The sequence below is a fragment of the Nitrosomonas sp. TNE100 genome (genome assembly GCF_055387135.1).
On record NZ_AP040997.1, the window covers coordinates 650,941 to 668,147 of the forward strand.

The following is a 17,207-nucleotide window of genomic DNA, read 5'->3' on the forward strand; positions in this document are numbered from 1 at the left end:
TGAAGCATGTTGCAAAGTGAAGCAATCAGCAAGCAGGTTCGACAAGCGCTGGATGAAGATATTGGCAGTGGTGATCTGACAGCTACTCTGATCCAATCTGATCGATGTCTGCGTGCACAGGTGATCACCCGGGAAGCCATTATCATTTGTGGCATTCCGTGGTTTGATGAAAGTTTCCATCAACTATCTCCGGCCGCCAGGATTGACTGGCGTGTCAGCGAAGGGCAGCAGGTTGGCAGTGATCAAGTGTTGTGCGTACTCAATGGCAATGCGCGGGCTTTGTTGACAGCAGAGCGCACTGCCTTGAATTTTTTGCAGATGCTCTCTGCGGTGGCGACGCGTACTCGACAGTTTGTCGATGCAACTGAAGGTACGGGTGTACAGGTTGTCGATACTCGCAAAACCTTGCCAGGATTACGCTTGGCGCAGAAATATGCCGTGCGCTGCGGAGGAGGAGTCAATCATCGTGCCGGGTTGTATGACGGGATTCTGATCAAGGAAAATCACATTATTGCGGCCGGCAGTATTGAAGCTGCTTTGCGCAGAGCTGCTGAAATTGCGCCTCCAGGAGTATTCATCCAGATTGAAGTGGAAACACGGAATGAATTCATACAAGCCCTGTCTGCCGGAGCACGCATGGTTCTGCTGGATAACTTTGATCTGCCTGATCTGCGGGATGCCGTTACCTATAATCGACAATTCCTGGGCAAGCCTGCTGTACTTGAAGCCTCCGGCAACGTTACGCTTGATACTGTACGAGCGATTGCTGAAACGGGTGTGGACCGGATCTCAATCGGCAGCCTGACCAAGGATATACAGGCGACAGATTTGTCGATGCGTTTTTACGATGAAGCTTCCAGTGCAGCGATGACTTCATCGTCATTGATCTGCGGAAACAAGTGATAAAACTGGCCGACTGAATAAAATATTGCAGGTGTTTCCAGGCAGATAACCTCATCTGCAAACGGAGTAATATCAGCCAGTGTTTTGGCTGGCGCGACCGGCACAGCGCAGATCAGTTTACGCGGTTGCTGGAGGCGGACAGCGTGCAATGCTGCAATCATGGTGGATCCGGTCGCCAAGCCATCATCCACTACAATTACGATTCGGTCATGCGGATCAATTGCCGGACGAGCAGGCGTATAACGTATCCGCCGCTCATGTAACAATTCGAGCTGAGTAGCTTTTTCGGTTGCAATGTATTCGCGAGTGGCGCCACTCCGGGCGGCATGGTCAGCCAGATAAACTTGTCCATTTTCATCGATAGCGCCAATTGCAAACTCTGGATTTCCTGGTGCGCGCAGCTTGCGGACCAGCACAACATCCAGTTCACCTTCCAGTTTATTGGCAATGATGCGGGACATAGGCACCGCACCCCGTGGAATTGCCAGTATCAGCGGATTTTGTCCCTGATAAGCCTTGAGCTGCTCTGCCAACCGGATGGCGGCTGCTGTACGATCCTCAAACATTTTTTGCACCCCCACAGTACACTGGTTTTGTATCCTACATCGACAGATGTTGATTGGCGATAGTGTTGCTTGTTGCTACCTTGGCTTACTGATCAGTCGTGAAGATGGTGATAATAACGGTGAGGGTGAAAAAAGATGAAGTGCCTTTGTCTCATAGATTATAAAATGGCTCCATTTTTTGATCAGCTTGACCACAAATGATTTTTAGCTCATGGCAATTTATTCTTGTTTTTTTGCCGTTTTCTTTTTTTGTCTATTTCTGGCTTAATTACAGGCGCCTAGTTATTGCCGGAAAAATCTGGTTAGTTGTTGCGAGCTTGTTTTTCTATGCTTACTGGGATATTAGGTATCTGCCTTTAATCTTGGTATCAATTTTCCTGAATTTTGCAATTGGGACCGGGCTTGCTCAGGCACATGAGCAATCTCTACAGCGGAAGCAAAAAGTACGCCATAGAATCAATAGGAAAGTTGTGCTTGCTACGGGAATAACTGCCAATCTCCTATTACTTGGGTACTATAAATATACTGATTTCTTGCTCAGTAACGTTAATTTAACTTTCGGAACAGATTTAGAACTGCCACAAATCGTTCTTCCTTTGGCGATTAGCTTCTTTACATTTACGCAAATTGTTTATTTGGTAGATAGTTATAAAGGTGAGACGGCCGAGTATGATTTGCTGAATTACTCACTATTTGTAACCTTTTTCCCACATCTTATTGCCGGGCCAATTGTCCATCACCGGCAAATCATGCCGCAATTTTCTTCACAGTGGACTTTGATATGTAGATATTCGAATATTTTGAAAGGTTTATTTATTTTTTCAATTGGACTTTTCAAAAAGGTTGTGATTGCGGATAGCTTGGCTATCTGGGCAACCGCAGGGTTTGATGGTGGCCAGCATCTCGATTTTTTTGCTGCATGGGCAACAAGCTTATCCTACACTTTCCAGCTTTATTTTGATTTTAGTGGGTATTGTGACATGGCGATTGGCGCCTCGTTACTATTCAATATATGGCTGCCGATAAACTTTAATTCTCCTTATAAGGCGCTAGATATACAGGATTTCTGGCGACGTTGGCATATTACACTCAGTAATTTTCTTCGAGATTATCTATATATTCCTTTGGGTGGAAATCGATGTGGGAAATATCGCACTTATCTTAATATTTTTATTACATTCGTTCTGGGAGGTTTATGGCACGGTGCGACCTGGATGTTTGTAATATGGGGTGCTATGCATGGTTGTGCTCTTGTTATTCATCGGCTCTGGAAACTACTTAAATATCCATTACATTCCGCTTTGGCGTGGATTTTAACTTTTACATTTGTAAATGTTACTTGGGTATTTTTTCGCGCCAAGACTTTAGATGATGCATTTCGTGTACTACGTGGAATGGTTGATTTTTCTTCCGTGTTAGGCCATACCACAGGTGGAATTCCTGTAGCAGACTTGGCTTGGGGAGGTTGGCTGTCTGACATTTTATTGAAGTTTATGCCCGCGAGTTTTATCGGGCAATTTCCCATTTATCTGGCAATCTTCGCCACATTCATGCTAATTCCTCAAAAAAATTCAGTGGAAATGGTGAGCGAAGCCATTGGAATGAGGGAGCTTGCTTTTAGTATTGTTCTTTCTGTAACGGCAATGTATTTCATGTTGGCTGCGACTAGCTCGGTATTTCTTTACTTCAATTTTTGATTGCACAGATCGTGAAACGTAGTGTATTCATTTTCTTATCTGTAGTTTTATTTAGTCTTCTGGTTGTTCCAGCAATCAACATTTTTACTGCACCAAGTCGCGAAGCTATCAAATGGGGAGAGAGATCTTTCCTGTATAACATGGATTTCATATCAAGATGGGTAGCACTACTTCTTTACCCGGTTGGTATAAGTACAGATTCAAACCAAGTAATAATTGGTTACGATGGTTGGCTTTTCTTGGGGGATATATATGAAGAAACTCGAACAATAGATCGCCGCCCTCCATCCGCAGCGGACTATGTTTCCAGCCAAAAAATCGGAAGTGCTATAGAGTCTTGGAATGCTTATCTTTCGAGTAAGGGGGTAAAACTTTTTAGAATTATGATTGGCCCCAATAAAGGGACTATTTATCCTGAGAATTTGCCACTTTGGGCCAAGACATCCATACCTAACGCTACTGATGCCTTGCTTATCGGAGCAAATACAATTCATTGCGTTGATTTTAGAAATACTTTGTTGGAGGCCAAGGCAAACTACTCTGAGCTCTTATATTATAAAACGGACACACACTGGAATGCTCTGGGAGCAGGAATTGCTTTTCGAGCTTTTGCGCAGCAGATAGGTAAGGTTGCTCCAGAGATCCAATGGCCACCACAAAAAACCTATAAACTCAAACGAGTTGATTCTCGTGCTGGGGGCGATTTGGCAAATTTTCTCAGGCTTACCACTTATCTTTCTGATTTAGAACCTGTAATTTACACATCAAGTTTAGCGGTGGAAACTACACAATTGGACTATGACACTGGACATATCCTTCGACAAGGAGGGAATCCTCAAGTTAATGCACCGAATAAGCCGCTTCTGATTCAATCTTGTAGTGCCCTCAATCAAAAAAAAGTGCTTTGGTTAAGAGATTCTTTTGGTACTGCAATGTCACCTTTGATGGCTGCAACATTTAGTGAAGTACTTCAATTGCATTGGGCTGAAGCAATAAAACCAGGTGGAAAGTTTGTCCAATTAGTCGAGGAGTGGGAGCCGGACTATGTTTTTTTTACAGTGGTTGAACGCACCTCAAGAAATCCACAGTTTGCCTTGTACCCTCCTCCAGTTTTTGTTCCGTTAGGAAGTAAATTTAAACCAATTCAGACTACGACAGCTGTTGGATTAAATCATTTGTTACAGGGTACAACGACTGATGAGTTCCAAATTATTGGAAGTGACCCTTTCTTTGATTTTACGGTATCAGAAATAATTAAGCCTAAAGAGGTGGATTACCTCAGTATTAGTCTGAGTTGTGCTGATGGGTCACAATCGGTACCCTTACAGCTTTTCTGGTTGGTAGATGATCAACCTTATTTTGATGAAGAACACAGTACAAGGTTTTTATTTCGGACTGGACAAAATTTAATTAATCTTCATACACTGCCAAAATGGGATTCTGCTAAATCCATTACCCGAATTCGAATTGATATTGATGCTCTGGATTCTTGTACCCATTTTAAACTGGACAATCCGACTTTTGGGGAGGAAATAAGTTGACGGTCAGCTTCAGAGATTCCGGGTCGGTTTTGATAATCAGGTAAGACATATAGATACTTGAGTGTTGCTTGTGATTACTTATTGCTTCAGTAATCTTCTGTTTTGTCAGAAATTACTCAGCCTAACCAGTATCTCCCTAAGCGAACGTGTCAATGATTCCTGAGTGCCTGGTGATCAATGAAACCGGTGTATGTGTTCCGATGGAGTTGTTCGGGAAGCGGTTATTCCCGGAGGAACGAGAGGAGTTGTCCCGTTCACTTTCTGCCTGTTGCTGCGGGGTATCCGCGCTAACTGAGGTATCTGCCAGCGTAATACCGTTTTCTGCCATGATTTCGCGCAATCTGGGTAAATTGGCTTCGATGGCTTCACGTACGGCAGTATGATGCGAAACAAATTGTGCCGTAAGCTGGTGATCGTCGGATAATTGCAGTGAGATTTCTATCGGACCGAGGTGCGCCGGGTGTAATTTCAATTCTGCTGCCTGCATTCGCTGCGTTGCCAGCCAGGTGATTTTCCGGCCGAATTCTTCAGGCCAATCCGGATGTCCAAATTCTGCGGCGATAGCCGGGGCATTATTCATGGCATCAGCAGTAGCAGTATCAGTGATGCTGGTATGCATTGCTACAGGCATCATTGAAGTTGACAAGGCTTTACTACTGTCGACGAAGTTTGCCGCATCAATTGCCTGATCAAAATTAGGGGTGGAAATAGGAGCCGTATTGCTGATGCTCCTGTTTCCGTCCGACAGTTCGATGGAAGGGGTTGTGGTATTAACCTGGTTGATCGTCTGTAGCGAGCTGGCTAGGTGCTGACCATTGGAAATCCTGTTTTCTGGTTCGGCGGATGACGGATTGCCTCTCGTCAATATATCAGGCTCACTTGTAACCAGTTGCCCAGTATTTGAAATCATATACGTCATTGAGGCCGGCTGGATTCTGTCACTATCGGCAAAATCTGCCGCATCAATTACTTGATTAAAGCCATTTGTAGAAGTAGATGCCAGATTGCTGATGCCCTTGGTTACATCTGTCAGCTCAATAGGGTCAGTTGTCAATAGTAAGCTGGCTGAGTACTGCCCGGCATTCGAGGCTGTGCTTGTCGGTGGCCTAGATAATAGTTCTGCCGTTTGAATATCCGGTGTGGGCTGAGGTAGATTGATCCATTGGCTAACCGGGATAGACATCATGCCTGGCATAAGTGCATCAGTCGGTAATGCAAGCTCCAGATTTTCAGTATCGTCTTCTTCAGCGGTCGGCTTATTCTCCATCACGCTGGTCAGGATGTTGCCAAATGCCTGTTCAACCGGTTGACCGGGAGCAGAAGGGATGGAAGCACCCGGCAAAATGGTCGTCATGAGATCACTTGTTGTGACGCGCAGACCCATGTCAGGAATGGCGGGTAAATTCGGCATAGCTATCCTCGGAGAAATTTGTGCTTGTATAACAAATATCAAGCAATTTTGATGCCACTATTCCACGTTCTTTGGCCGTTTGCTGAGTGTGTGTGAAGTGTGTTCATCCAGCTGATGTTGCTCCTGCTTTTGCAGGCGCAGTTGATAATGAAGCTCGGCACGTTGCGATAAGGTGTCATATGATTTCAGTTTTTTTCGCTGATGGTGGTATTGCATGCTGCCTGCTTCCGTATGCTGTTGTGTCACCGCAACAAGGTTTTGCTGTGCCTGAATGGCGGTATCAAGCTTGCAGATAAATGCCTTGAAATTACGCCACTCGGTGGGTGTCACGCCATTACCGGCAGATTCCGTGAATTGCACCTGGTAGTTTTCCCGGTATTCGATCAGCAGCCGCAGGGTTTTTTCAGCCTCCTGTTGCTTGAAATTTAACTTTCCCAGATTAATGGCGGCATCATCCGTCTGCTTACGGGCATGTTCCAGTAACAGTTTGAGTGAATGAGAAGTGGCCATGATTCATCTTATCCGGTTACAGATTCAGGGTAGTTAGTTTGTCCATGCTTCTGGCATAGTTTTCCTGTTCGAACATGCCTTGCTGCAGGAAAGATTCGAGTGCCGGATAAAGCGCGATAGCCTGATCCAGTTGAGGATCAGTGCCACTGATATATGCGCCAACACTGATCAGATCATGGCTGCGCTGGTAGCGAGAGTACAGCGCCTTGAAACGCTGCGCCTGACCAAGCTGCTCGCGTGTTACCAAGCTGGCCATCACCCGGCTGATCGAGGACTCTATATCTATCGCCGGGTAATGACCGGCGTCGGCCAAGTGTCGTGAAAGAACAATGTGACCATCGAGAATGGCGCGTGCATTATCAGCGATGGGATCGTTTGGATCATCATTTTCGGCCAGCACGGTATAAAAGGCGGTAATTGATCCACTGCCCCGTCGGCCATTGCCAGCGCGTTCTACCAGTTGGGGCAAGCGAGCAAATACCGAGGGAGGATAACCTTTAGTGGCAGGCGGCTCGCCAATGGCAAGTGAAATCTCGCGTTGTGCCATGGCAAAGCGGGTGAGTGAATCCATGATCAGCAGCACATGCTTACCTTCATCGCGGAAATATTCAGCTATCGCTGTCGCGTAGGCAGCGCCATGCAGCCGCATTAGTGGTGAGGTATCAGCTGGAGCAGCCACGACTACCGAGCGTGCCAGACCTTCCTCGCCCAGAATGGTTTCGATGAATTCCTGTACTTCCCGGCCTCGTTCCCCGATCAGTGCTACCACGATAACATCCGCGCTGGTATAACGCGCCATCATGCCGAGCAAGACACTTTTACCCACACCACTACCGGCAAACAATCCCATGCGCTGGCCACGACCCACGCTTAATAGGGTGTTAATCGCACGCACGCCAACATCCAGTATTTTTTCGATGGGTGCCCGTTCCAGTGGATTGAATGGACGGCTGTAAAGTGGAACGTTGTGCCCGCACTGGAGTGGACCGAGCCGATCAAGTGGTTCACCGGCTCCGTTCAGGACACGTCCCAGCAGTTCCGGGCCGACACTGATGTGCTTTGCCCGGTCAGCTGCACGTCGTCGCGGATGCTGTGTCGCCCCGATGCGGGGAGGTGTACCGGTATATTCAACTGGAACTACTTTTGCGCCGGGAGTCAGCCCGTAGATATCGCCGGATGGCATCAGGAAAAGCCGTTCTCCGGAAAAGCCGACTACCTCCGCTGTAACACTGGTGCCATTTGGCAGAAAAACAATACAACTGGTCCCCACTGCCAGTTTGAGGCCGACTGCCTCCATCACTAACCCGGCCACACGGGTCAGTGTACCGCTGATGAGCAGAGGGTTGACAGGCTCAATCAGTTGTTGGCAATTCTGAATGAAGCCGCGCCAGAGCGAGGTATGTGTCGGCCCGATGGTGTCCATGATGGTGCCCGCCAGATAGCGTTATGTCAGCCAGTCTGGATCCTGGCTGAGAGCGGCCAGGGTGCGTTGCCAGCGAATAGACAGTGTAGCGTCCACTTCACAACCACCTGATTCAACCCGGCAACCACCAGGTTCAATTTGTGCATCTTCCTGGATATGCCATTTGGGGTGTGCCGGATGATCTTCCAGATGCGTGCGGATGCGGGCAGCATCATCAGGATGCAAGGTTAGCTGGATTGGCTGTGAAACAGAAGTTAGCTGACGAATTGCATCTTCAACAATCGGAAGGATCAGTTCCGGTTTGATCTGCAAAGCCTGGCCGGTGATTTTTCTGGCCAGATCAACGGCTAATGCCAGCAAATCCTGCGCCATGGTCTGGTCAATGTCTTTCACCTCCCGTGCAAACGTATTTGCCAGTGCTTGAAAGCGTTGTGCTTCTGCTGTGACTGTTTGCTTTGCCTGTTCCATGCCTTCCTGATAACCCGCTGTTTTTCCTTCCTCGTGAGCTTGCTGATAAATCTGTTCGATCTGCTCGGCAGTTGGTAAAACAATAGTGTCCTGTCTGGTTACTTCCTGATCAGATATCATCTGCTTTTCAGGCTGGTTAACTGGTTTTGTGGCCTGAGGTGTTTTTTGTGAAGATTCCGTTTTCTGTCTGGATTTAAGTGGATCAAGCGAGCCGAATTCCCACTTTTGCCAGGAGGAAAGATCTTTCTTGGGGATGACGTAGGCTGCTTCCATATCTTTGCATTTCCTTTTTCATATATGCGGTATCTGAAAAATCTGCTGCCTACCCTGTGTGGCCAGATAGATAGCAGCGCCTTTTAGTCGTGATGCCAGATGATTTCAGCCTTTTCAAGGCTTGACAGGATAAAAGGGAGAGGATTCGTAACGACGCACAATTTTCTGTTATTCACAATAAATACAGGCATCTAAAGGAAACCATCTTCTCCTCTTCCACCCAGCGCGACACGACCATCATCGGCAAGCTGGCGTAAAATCTTGAGAATTTTCTTCTGTTCAGCTTCCACTTCGGAGACACGAACCGGCCCTTTACTTTCAAGGTCTTCACGCAGCACTTCAGCGGCACGTTGCGACATGTTCCTGAAAATCTTGCTGCGCAGTTCCTCTTTTGCGCCTTTGAGTGCCGTGATGAGCGAATCCGACTGAATTTCCCGCAGCAGCAGCTGTATACCCTGGTCGTCAACCTTTAACAGATCATCGAAGACAAACATCTCATCCATGATGCGTTGCGCGATTTCTTCGTCATACTGGGTGAAATTTTCAATAACACTGTTTTCCAGGGCAGTGGGCATAAAGTTCAGGATCTCTGCCGTGGTACGGACACCGCCCATACGCGGCTTTTTGATGCTATCAGTCCCTGACAGCAGTTTACTTAGCACGCCATTTAATTCACGCAATGCAATCGGCTGCACACTGTCTAGCGTGGCAATGCGCAGCAGGACATCGTTACGCAGCCGTTCGGCAAACTGTGCGAGAATTGTGCTGGATTGATCGCGCTCCAAGTGGACTAGAATTGTGGCGATAATTTGTGGATGTTCATTCTTGATCAGCTCTGCAGCGGCAATAGCATCCATCCACTTCAGACTTTCTATGCCGCTGGTGTCATCTCCCTGGTTGATACGATCCAGCAGATTGGCTGCTTTCTCCTCTCCCAGAGCCCTGATCAGCACGTTACGCAGATAGTCGAGTCCGTCCTGTCCCAGCGAGGTTCTGTCATCAGCTTGCTGGCAGAACTCTTCCAGTACCAGTTCTATTTTTTCCCGCTTGATGTCGTTGAGAGCGGCCATGGCCTCACTCAGTTTCTGTACTTCCTTGGGGCCAAGATAGCGAAAAACCCGGGAAGCTTCTTCTTCTCCCAGCGACATCAACAGGATTGCACTTTTTAATATTCCTTCATCGTTCATTGCCGGATACCCATCCCTTGACGACGTTGGCCACAATGGCCGGTTCATTGGCAGCCAGTAATCTGGCCTTTTCCAGATTTTGTTCCAGAGTCATTACCTTGATCGTATTGATCGCAGCTTCATCCTGTTCTGAATCCTTGGTAGTTAATGCCGGAACAGGAGCAGGCGGTGGAGGAGGCAACAGATTTTTCAGAAATGGCCGGAAGATTTTTTGCAGGAAGAACAGCACAATGGCGGCAATTAGCAACTGTTTGCCAATATCTTTGGCGAGCAGAACAGTATCCGGATCTTTCCAGAGCGGCAGTTCTTCCAAAATTTCCTCTTTCAACCTGAATTGACTGTTGGTGACGGTCAATGTGTCGCCGCGAGCCTCGCTGAAACCGATGGCCTGCTTGACCAACGCCGTAATCTTTTCAATTTCTTCGCCAGAAAGCGGTTCGTTGATCGGGTTGCCTTCTTCATTCATCCTTGTGCGGTAATTGACTACCACGGCTGCTGAAAGCCGGTTGATCTGCCCGGTTGACTGGCGGATATGTGAAATGGTTTTATCCACTTCGTAGTTAGTGGTGGATTCCTTCCGGGTATCGGTAGGCGTTGTCTGAGCAGTTTCCTCCTGACCTTCTTTGGTTTCTACCGGTGCCTGGGCCGGGGCAGGGGGGCGATTTGACAGCGCACCAGGCACGCCGCCATCGGGTTGTGAAATAGAAACCGATTCGGATTTCTGCTGGCTACGAACGGCTGCAGATTCTTCTGGATTGTTGTTGGGTCGGTAAGTTTCTTCGGAACGTTCAATGCGGGAAAAATCGATATCCGCAGTCACCTGTGCATGTACATTATCCTGGCCGGTGACAGGCGTCAGAATAGCTTCAATGCGCCGGACGAAATTCTGTTCCATATCCTGTACATATTTAAGCTGGCCGGGGTCAAGCCCGGTTTCCATCTGATTTTCTTTCTGGCCGCTTAACAAATTGCCCTGCTGATCAACAACTGTGACATTTTTGACCGTCAGATCGGGAATGCTGCTGGAAACCAGATGGACGATGGCACTGACCTGTTCGGGGCTCAGCATGCGTCCATGGTGCAGGTTCAGCAGTACAGAAACACTTGGTTGTTGGCGTTCCCGGGTAAACACGCTTGGCCTGGCAATGGCCAGGTGCACTCGTGCTCCCTGCACGGCTGACAAGGACTGGATCGAGCGGGCTAGTTCGCCTTCCAGTGCGCGCTGGTAATTGACTTGTTCCAGAAACTGACTGGAGCCAAATTTCTGGTTTTCCAATATCTCGAAACCAGATAGATTGCCCTTGGGTAATCCCTGTCCTGCCAGATGCAGACGGACTTCATGCACCTGATTGACCGGAACCAGAATCGAGCCACCACTCTCGCTGAATTGGTATGGAACGTTCATCTTTTGCAGGGCATCGATGATTGCACCGCCTTCCTGTTCCGATAAGTTTGCATAAAGCACGCGGTAATCCGGTGTCTGACTCCACAGCCATGTTCCTGCGAATAGTGCGATCACGGCAGCTGCTGCCACCATCAATCCCAGCTTCTTTTGGGCCGGCAGTTGTTTGATTTTATCCAGCTGACTAAATGCCTTTTTCTCTCTCTGGATTTCTTCTTGAATAGTTGCCATGAAATCACCTCCTGCCCGGTTGATCGGGATTGACACAGCTTAACGAATATTTGAGCTGATTCTGGTTTGGCATATGAATATCGAACGTGGTTAAACGAATACCGGAATTATCAGGATATTCACCAAGCCTGAATTCCGGAACAGAGAACATTTGTTTGTGCTATTCCAACCGTAATCCGGGTAGGGGGTGGTGCTAAGCTGAGCAACGTCGAAATTGGGTTTGTTTTTCCATGAAAACAGAAGTTACTGCTACATCACTAGCCAACCATGAACAGCTCAGGCAGGCGTTTACTGTATTCAGCCAGGCCTCCAGCCAGCTTTCCGGAATCTATCGCGAATTACAGCAGCAGGTTTCCCGGTTGACTGAAGAGCTGGCGCTGGCCAATGGAGAATTGCAACGTGAGCTGGTTGCCAAGGAAGCACTTTCGCAACAGCTGGGTCAGTTGTTGACAGCACTGCCTGGTGGTGTTGTTGTGCTGGATCATCAGGACCGTATCAGCCGGGTAAATCCGGCGGCGATTCGTTTTCTGGGAGAACCATTACTGGGGATAACGTGGCAGCGGATCGAGCAGGAACGTCTGCAGCCAACTGGTCTGGCCGGGGAATGGTTGGCAGTAAAAACTGCTACTGCCGCACCTGATTTATGCAGGATCTTTATCGAAAACAGCCTCTCGGAAACCACCAGAGAAAGTATTTTGCTGCTGCATGACATCACAGAAGCCCATGTGCTACGCGAACAAAATCGCCGTAACCAGCGGCTGGCAGCAATGGGCGAGGTGGCTGCCGGCCTGGCGCATCAGTTGCGCACGCCTTTATCAACCGCATTGCTATATGCCGGACACTTGAGTGTTGAAACACTTGATGCTCAGGAACGAAGCAGCTTTGCCGCTAAAACGATAGAGCGGCTCCATTATCTTGAACATCTGATCCGTAACATGCTCCAGTTTGTAAAAGGAGAGTCTGTGCCTGCGGGGAAAGTGAAATTATCTGTGCTGTTACGTAAATTACAGCAGGTGATGGCACCTCAGATGCAGCAACGTCAGCTTCGCTTCGTGGTGGAGGATAACAGCATGGGGTCCAGCCTGAATGTGAATCGGGATGCGCTGAGTAATGCCGTAATGAATCTGCTTGATAACGCCGTGCAGATTGCGCCTGCGGGCAGCCTGATCACGCTGGTTTGTGAAACAACAATGAATGAAGCGAGGCTGATCATCAGTGACGAAGGCCCGGGAATTGATCCGGTGTTACACGAACGGGTGTTTGAGCCGTTTTTTACTACCCGGACAGAAGGAACCGGCCTGGGGTTGGCTATCGTGCATAACCTGATTCAGTCGATGCAGGGTGAAATCCGGATTGATTCAACGCCTGGTATTGGAACCCAGTTTACGATCTGCCTACCAAGAGCGGCAAAGGCACGAGCCAATAAATTTGTCCCGGCAGGTGAAATGGCAACAACTAAAAATGAGGACAGATAAAAGATGCAAAATTTGCCTGTACTGATTGTAGAAGATGATCCGGATTTGCTGGAAGCGTTGTGTGCAACCCTCAAATTGAAGGGTTACGCCAGTCTTGCCGCCAGCGGAGGTGAGCGGGCTCTTGATCTGTTACGCAGCCATCCAGTAGGGTTGGTTATCAGTGATGTACAAATGCGTCCGATGGATGGCCATACGCTGTTGCAGAATATCAGGCGAAGTCATCCGTGGATTCCGGTTGTGCTGATGACCGCTCATGGTGAGGTAGACAAGGCCGTAGCTGCAATGCGTGCTGGAGCGAGGGATTATCTGCCTAAGCCGTTTGATCCGCACAACTTGTTGGCGTATGTCGAACGTTACTTGCTGACGATCAGCAATGAGGATGAACCGAAAATTGTGGCGGAAGATCCCCGTACCTTGACATTGTTGTCATTGGCAAAGAAAGTAGCTGCGACTGATGCGACCGTAATGCTGATGGGGGAAAGTGGCAGTGGCAAGGAGGTGTTGGCCCGGTTTGTGCATCGTCATTCGTCGCGTGTATCTCAACCTTTTGTCGCAATCAATTGTGCTGCCATTCCCGAAAATCTGCTGGAAGCAACCCTGTTCGGTTATGAAAAAGGAGCGTTTACTGGCGCATTTCAGGGGCAGGCAGGAAAGTTTGAGCAGGCCAATGGTGGCACTTTGCTGCTGGATGAAATTTCGGAAATGCCACTTAGCCTTCAGGTAAAACTATTGCGTGTATTGCAAGAGCGTGAAGTGGAGCGGGTGGGCAGCAATAAAGCTGTCAAGCTCGATATTCGTCTGATTGCCACTTCCAACCGGGATATGCAGGCGTATGTGCGGGCAAGCCAATTTCGTGAGGATTTGTACTACCGGCTGAATGTTTTTCCACTAGAGATTCCTCCGTTGCGTGAACGCGTGCAGGATATTGTGCCATTGGCGCAGTATATTCTGGATAAATCCACCCAACCTGGCTGTACGTTGACAAAATCAGCCATGCTGTCTCTGGAACGGTACACCTGGCCGGGAAATGTTCGTGAGCTGGAGAATGTGATGCAACGTGCCATGATTCTAGCGACAGGGCCAATTGAGCCTGCGCATCTGAACTTACCGGAGTCGCCGATGAACAAGTCTTCCCAGGAGAATGTGCAAGGAGTAGCTGAATCCTCTCTGTGTGACATCAAATCACTTGAGCGAGATCATATTCTGCAAACACTGGCGGCTGTGAACGGTTCACGCAAACTGGCTGTACAAAAACTCGGTATTTCCGAGCGGACATTGCGTTACAAGCTGCAGCAATACCGGCTTGCCGAATGCTGATCAATTTTACAAAAGCGGAGAACAAATATGAATATTGCATCAGGGATGGATCAGATGCTGGCGCAGCTCAAGGCAACCTCGGATCTGGCAGCGGGCGGCAATAAGCCCGCCACGGTTGCGCCTGCAGCTTCCCAGGCAGATTTTGGCCAATTACTTAAGTCGGCGGTTGATCAGGTTAATACAGTGCAGCAGACTGCCAATCAACTCAGTCAGGAATTTGTGCGCGGCAATCAGGATGTCGAGCTGCACGATGTCATGATTTCCCTGCAGAAAGCCAATGTTTCCTTTCAATCCATGATTCAGGTACGCAACCGGCTGGTAACGGCTTATCAGGAAATAATGAATATGCAAGTGTAAGATCCTGGGCTGATAAAGAACAAAGGGACAGACTATGGCCATACTCCAAACATTTTCCGAGCAGGCGATCTCGCCAGCAAGAGCAAGCGATATAAAAGAGCCAGATTACAGCGTGAATTCCCGGCCGGAAATATGTTTTTTTCTGAATGGGATCATGGAGGAAAAATCTCTGATTTCACTGTACCTTGCGCGGGACAGTCACTCCGCTATTCTCTCATCCATTCTGGCGATTGATCCGCAGCAGAAGCTGTTGATAATGGATTACGGTATTAATGAAACACTCAATCAGATAGCGCTCAAAAGGGGATATCTGCGGTGTATTACCAGCCATAACCAGATCCGGATCGAATTTGATTGCGATAATCTGCAACGTGTCCAGTTTGAAGGTCGTCATGCATTCAGTGCTGATATTCCGGAATCACTGAAACGTTTGCAGCGGCGCAATTTTTACCGGGTCACTACGCCCATCACCAATCCTGCAGTTTGTACTATTCCTTTATTGCGGGCAGCAGACGAAGCGCCAGTTGTCTACAGCCTGCTGGATATCAGCTGTGGTGGCATGGCGTTGATAGATCAGCCAGATACCGATACGCTTCTGAAAGCTGGCGCAACGCTTGAACACTGCCGGATTGATTTACCAGGAGACGGTAACTTGTTCAGTTCAATTGAAGCCTCCATCCAGATCGCGTACGTCGGTACGGTTATTCTGAATAACGGAAATACTTGCCCGCGCATTGGTTGTGAATTTATCAATCTACCCGAGAAATCAAGGCTATTGATACAGCGTTACATTACAAAACTGGAGCAGCAGGCAAGAAAACTTGAAACTGAATCCGGTATTTGAAACCAGTGCCGCCGGTGTCATCAGGTGGGTGTTGTCACCATGCCGTTTTCCAGCCGATAGAGCCATGCCAGAAGCTCGGCTATGGCTACGTATAACTCCGGGGGGATGTGTTCGTCCAGGTCAACCTGCATCAGCAATGCTACCAGTTCTGCCGATTCATGCACGTATACTCCGGCTTCCTGCGCTCGGCGGATAATTTCCTCTGCAATTAGTCCTTGTCCCTTGGCAACTACCTGGGGGGCTGTCATGCCACTGTGGTAAGTGAGTGCTACCGCTCCGGGGGTGATCGCCCGTCCCGTTGTGGTGAGTGAGTCGATCGGCTCGCTTTGATTTTCTTGCTGATTCAATTCAGGATTCTTCATGCCGCTGGATCTCCATTGCGCGAATTGTTAGCCCGGTTACTTGCATGGCGTTGGCCAGTGCCATCTGTTCTTTTTTGAGTTGCTGCGTAATATTGTCAGAATCAGCATCTAGCCGGATGCGCATGCCTTGTGGATCAATCATAAGCGTGGCGGTAATTTTTCCCAGATTCGGTAAGTGCAAGTGGATACGAGTCTGCCAACGGCCGGATTTCCCGGTTATTTCGCCGTCAGCCTGCTCTTTTTCCTGATGATTACTGGGGTACTCGGTGATGTCCCATTCCATGGCCTGCCCCGGCCAGACTTCTCCTCGCCATTGGATGGTTCCAGTTTCCAGCGTGTGCAACTGTTGTTGCACCAGTGAAGCTGCCTCTGGCGTAACCAGCACTGTTGACGTTGAAGCGGTGGCTATTGTGGGGCCAGGTAATTTTCCTTGTGGTTCCTGCTGAAGTTGCTGCAATGATCGCTTGCCATTTAGCCATCTAGCTAAATGTGCTTCATAAAATAATCCACTGATTGCCAGTGCCTGCTGCAATTGGCCTGGCAGTTGTGCTTTATCTGCACTGATAACGGGTGGAGTCGGTAGTAGAGGAGCGGGGTTGCCTGCTGCTTTAGAGGTAGGCAGGCTGGGTTGACTCAGCAATTGTGCGATGAGTTTTCCGGCCGGGCTAAGCGTTGCCGGGTTACTGTTACTACCTGCTGGTGTATCAGTGTGTAACAGAAATTTTAAGCGTGGAGATTGCTCGATCAGTGTCAGTTCCAGAAGATCTCCGGTATCGACTGCAGCGGGCATACGCATTTGTAGCCATCTGCCCGCAACATTGACCATGGAATGACCATTTGCCAGCCGTTCCCCCATTTGCGCCATATACTTCTGACCCAGCGTAAAAGCTGGCGTATCGGATTGCGTTGCATCCGGCACCGGATTAACGGCACTAATCGGCCGGATCTGTGAAACCGTATCGGTAGGTGTGGCAGAAAGAATAACGGCAGGATTGACCGGGTGAGAAATCATAATGCTGCTCCGTCGTGACTGGTTTTTAAATCGGATTCAAAGAGTTCGTGCTCCAATCATATCCTGTCAGAGCAAAAAATTGCTCAACTGGTTATTGGCACTGCCGGTGGCCATGAAGATTATTATCACTTTGCGGGCTGCTTTTATTTTCACCTGCCGCATTTTTGCGAATGGTACACTTTAACCGCGGGTGCAGCGTGGCGGGTAAGGCAACGCATGGCTGACGGA

General features: G+C 48.5%; 16 protein-coding genes. 7 read left to right on the top strand and 9 right to left on the bottom strand.

The annotated features are described in order from the left end of the window. The first annotated feature begins 6 nt into the window (after window positions 1-6). Entirely contained in the window at window positions 7-903 is an 897-nt protein-coding gene (gene nadC / locus ACZ5EJ_RS03165; protein WP_049753086.1) for a carboxylating nicotinate-nucleotide diphosphorylase, read from the top strand. Here nadC and ACZ5EJ_RS03170 read toward each other — a convergent pair. Further along, window positions 843-1,469 (bottom strand): phosphoribosyltransferase, encoded by a 627-nt coding sequence (locus tag ACZ5EJ_RS03170; RefSeq protein WP_074710534.1) that lies wholly within the window; start codon window positions 1,467-1,469, stop codon window positions 843-845. The two genes, nadC and ACZ5EJ_RS03170, sit on opposite strands and share 61 nt — an antisense overlap. Before the next feature lie 197 nt (window positions 1,470-1,666). On the opposite strand from ACZ5EJ_RS03170, the gene ACZ5EJ_RS03175 reads away from it, so the two are divergent. Both ACZ5EJ_RS03175 and ACZ5EJ_RS03180 read left to right on the top strand, forming a co-directional pair. Next, on the top strand, window positions 1,667-3,166 hold the full coding sequence (locus ACZ5EJ_RS03175; RefSeq protein ID WP_464557444.1) for an MBOAT family O-acyltransferase: 1,500 nt from the start codon (window positions 1,667-1,669) through the stop codon (window positions 3,164-3,166). Between the two features lie 11 nt (window positions 3,167-3,177). Continuing rightward, window positions 3,178-4,707: an alginate O-acetyltransferase AlgX-related protein gene (locus ACZ5EJ_RS03180; RefSeq protein ID WP_464557446.1), complete on the top strand. Its 1,530-nt coding sequence runs from the start codon at window positions 3,178-3,180 to the stop codon at window positions 4,705-4,707. A gap of 136 nt (window positions 4,708-4,843) precedes the next feature. On the opposite strand, the gene ACZ5EJ_RS03185 is transcribed toward ACZ5EJ_RS03180, so the two are convergent. From ACZ5EJ_RS03185 to fliF, 6 genes are all read right to left on the bottom strand, one after another. Continuing rightward, window positions 4,844-6,118 carry a flagellar hook-length control protein FliK gene (locus ACZ5EJ_RS03185; protein WP_011633835.1) on the bottom strand — a complete coding sequence of 425 codons (1,275 nt, stop codon included), beginning with the start codon at window positions 6,116-6,118 and terminating at the stop codon, window positions 4,844-4,846. A gap of 57 nt (window positions 6,119-6,175) precedes the next feature. Then, complete coding sequence (fliJ, locus tag ACZ5EJ_RS03190; RefSeq protein ID WP_074684860.1) at window positions 6,176-6,628, bottom strand: flagellar export protein FliJ; 453 nt, start codon at window positions 6,626-6,628, stop codon at window positions 6,176-6,178. 16 nt (window positions 6,629-6,644) lie between these two features. Then, a complete protein-coding gene (gene fliI / locus ACZ5EJ_RS03195) occupies window positions 6,645-8,051 on the bottom strand; it encodes a flagellar protein export ATPase FliI (protein ID WP_464557449.1) in 1,407 nt (468 codons plus the stop codon). Between the two features lie 21 nt (window positions 8,052-8,072). Beyond that, window positions 8,073-8,792: a FliH/SctL family protein gene (locus ACZ5EJ_RS03200; protein ID WP_464557451.1), complete on the bottom strand. Its 720-nt coding sequence runs from the start codon at window positions 8,790-8,792 to the stop codon at window positions 8,073-8,075. Between the two features lie 191 nt (window positions 8,793-8,983). Continuing rightward, entirely contained in the window at window positions 8,984-9,979 is a 996-nt protein-coding gene (gene fliG / locus ACZ5EJ_RS03205; protein WP_011633839.1) for a flagellar motor switch protein FliG, read from the bottom strand. Next, complete coding sequence (gene fliF / locus ACZ5EJ_RS03210; protein WP_464557453.1) at window positions 9,969-11,612, bottom strand: flagellar basal-body MS-ring/collar protein FliF; 1,644 nt, start codon at window positions 11,610-11,612, stop codon at window positions 9,969-9,971. The genes fliG and fliF overlap by 11 nt, the downstream gene beginning before the upstream one ends. 230 nt (window positions 11,613-11,842) lie before the next feature. Here fliF and ACZ5EJ_RS03215 point away from each other — a divergent pair, with 230 nt between their 5' ends. The 4 genes from ACZ5EJ_RS03215 to ACZ5EJ_RS03230 are packed head-to-tail and all read left to right on the top strand — an operon-like array spanning window position 11,843 to window position 15,605. Continuing rightward, entirely contained in the window at window positions 11,843-13,087 is a 1,245-nt protein-coding gene (locus tag ACZ5EJ_RS03215; RefSeq protein ID WP_464557455.1) for a sensor histidine kinase, read from the top strand. Window positions 13,088-13,090: 3 nt separating this feature from the next. After that, window positions 13,091-14,404 (top strand): sigma-54-dependent transcriptional regulator, encoded by a 1,314-nt coding sequence (locus ACZ5EJ_RS03220; RefSeq protein WP_464557457.1) that lies wholly within the window; start codon window positions 13,091-13,093, stop codon window positions 14,402-14,404. A 27-nt stretch (window positions 14,405-14,431) separates the two neighbouring features. Next, complete coding sequence (gene fliE, locus ACZ5EJ_RS03225) at window positions 14,432-14,761, top strand: flagellar hook-basal body complex protein FliE (protein ID WP_074456230.1); 330 nt, start codon at window positions 14,432-14,434, stop codon at window positions 14,759-14,761. A 34-nt stretch (window positions 14,762-14,795) separates the two neighbouring features. Then, window positions 14,796-15,605: a flagellar brake protein gene (locus ACZ5EJ_RS03230; RefSeq protein WP_074456229.1), complete on the top strand. Its 810-nt coding sequence runs from the start codon at window positions 14,796-14,798 to the stop codon at window positions 15,603-15,605. Between the two features lie 20 nt (window positions 15,606-15,625). On the opposite strand, the gene ACZ5EJ_RS03235 is transcribed toward ACZ5EJ_RS03230, so the two are convergent. Beyond that, entirely contained in the window at window positions 15,626-15,967 is a 342-nt protein-coding gene (locus ACZ5EJ_RS03235) for an EscU/YscU/HrcU family type III secretion system export apparatus switch protein (protein WP_464557460.1), read from the bottom strand. After that, window positions 15,954-16,979 (bottom strand): flagellar hook-length control protein FliK, encoded by a 1,026-nt coding sequence (gene fliK / locus ACZ5EJ_RS03240; protein WP_464557462.1) that lies wholly within the window; start codon window positions 16,977-16,979, stop codon window positions 15,954-15,956. Before fliK ends, ACZ5EJ_RS03235 begins: the two co-directional genes overlap by 14 nt. Between the last annotated feature and the right edge of the window lie 228 nt (window positions 16,980-17,207).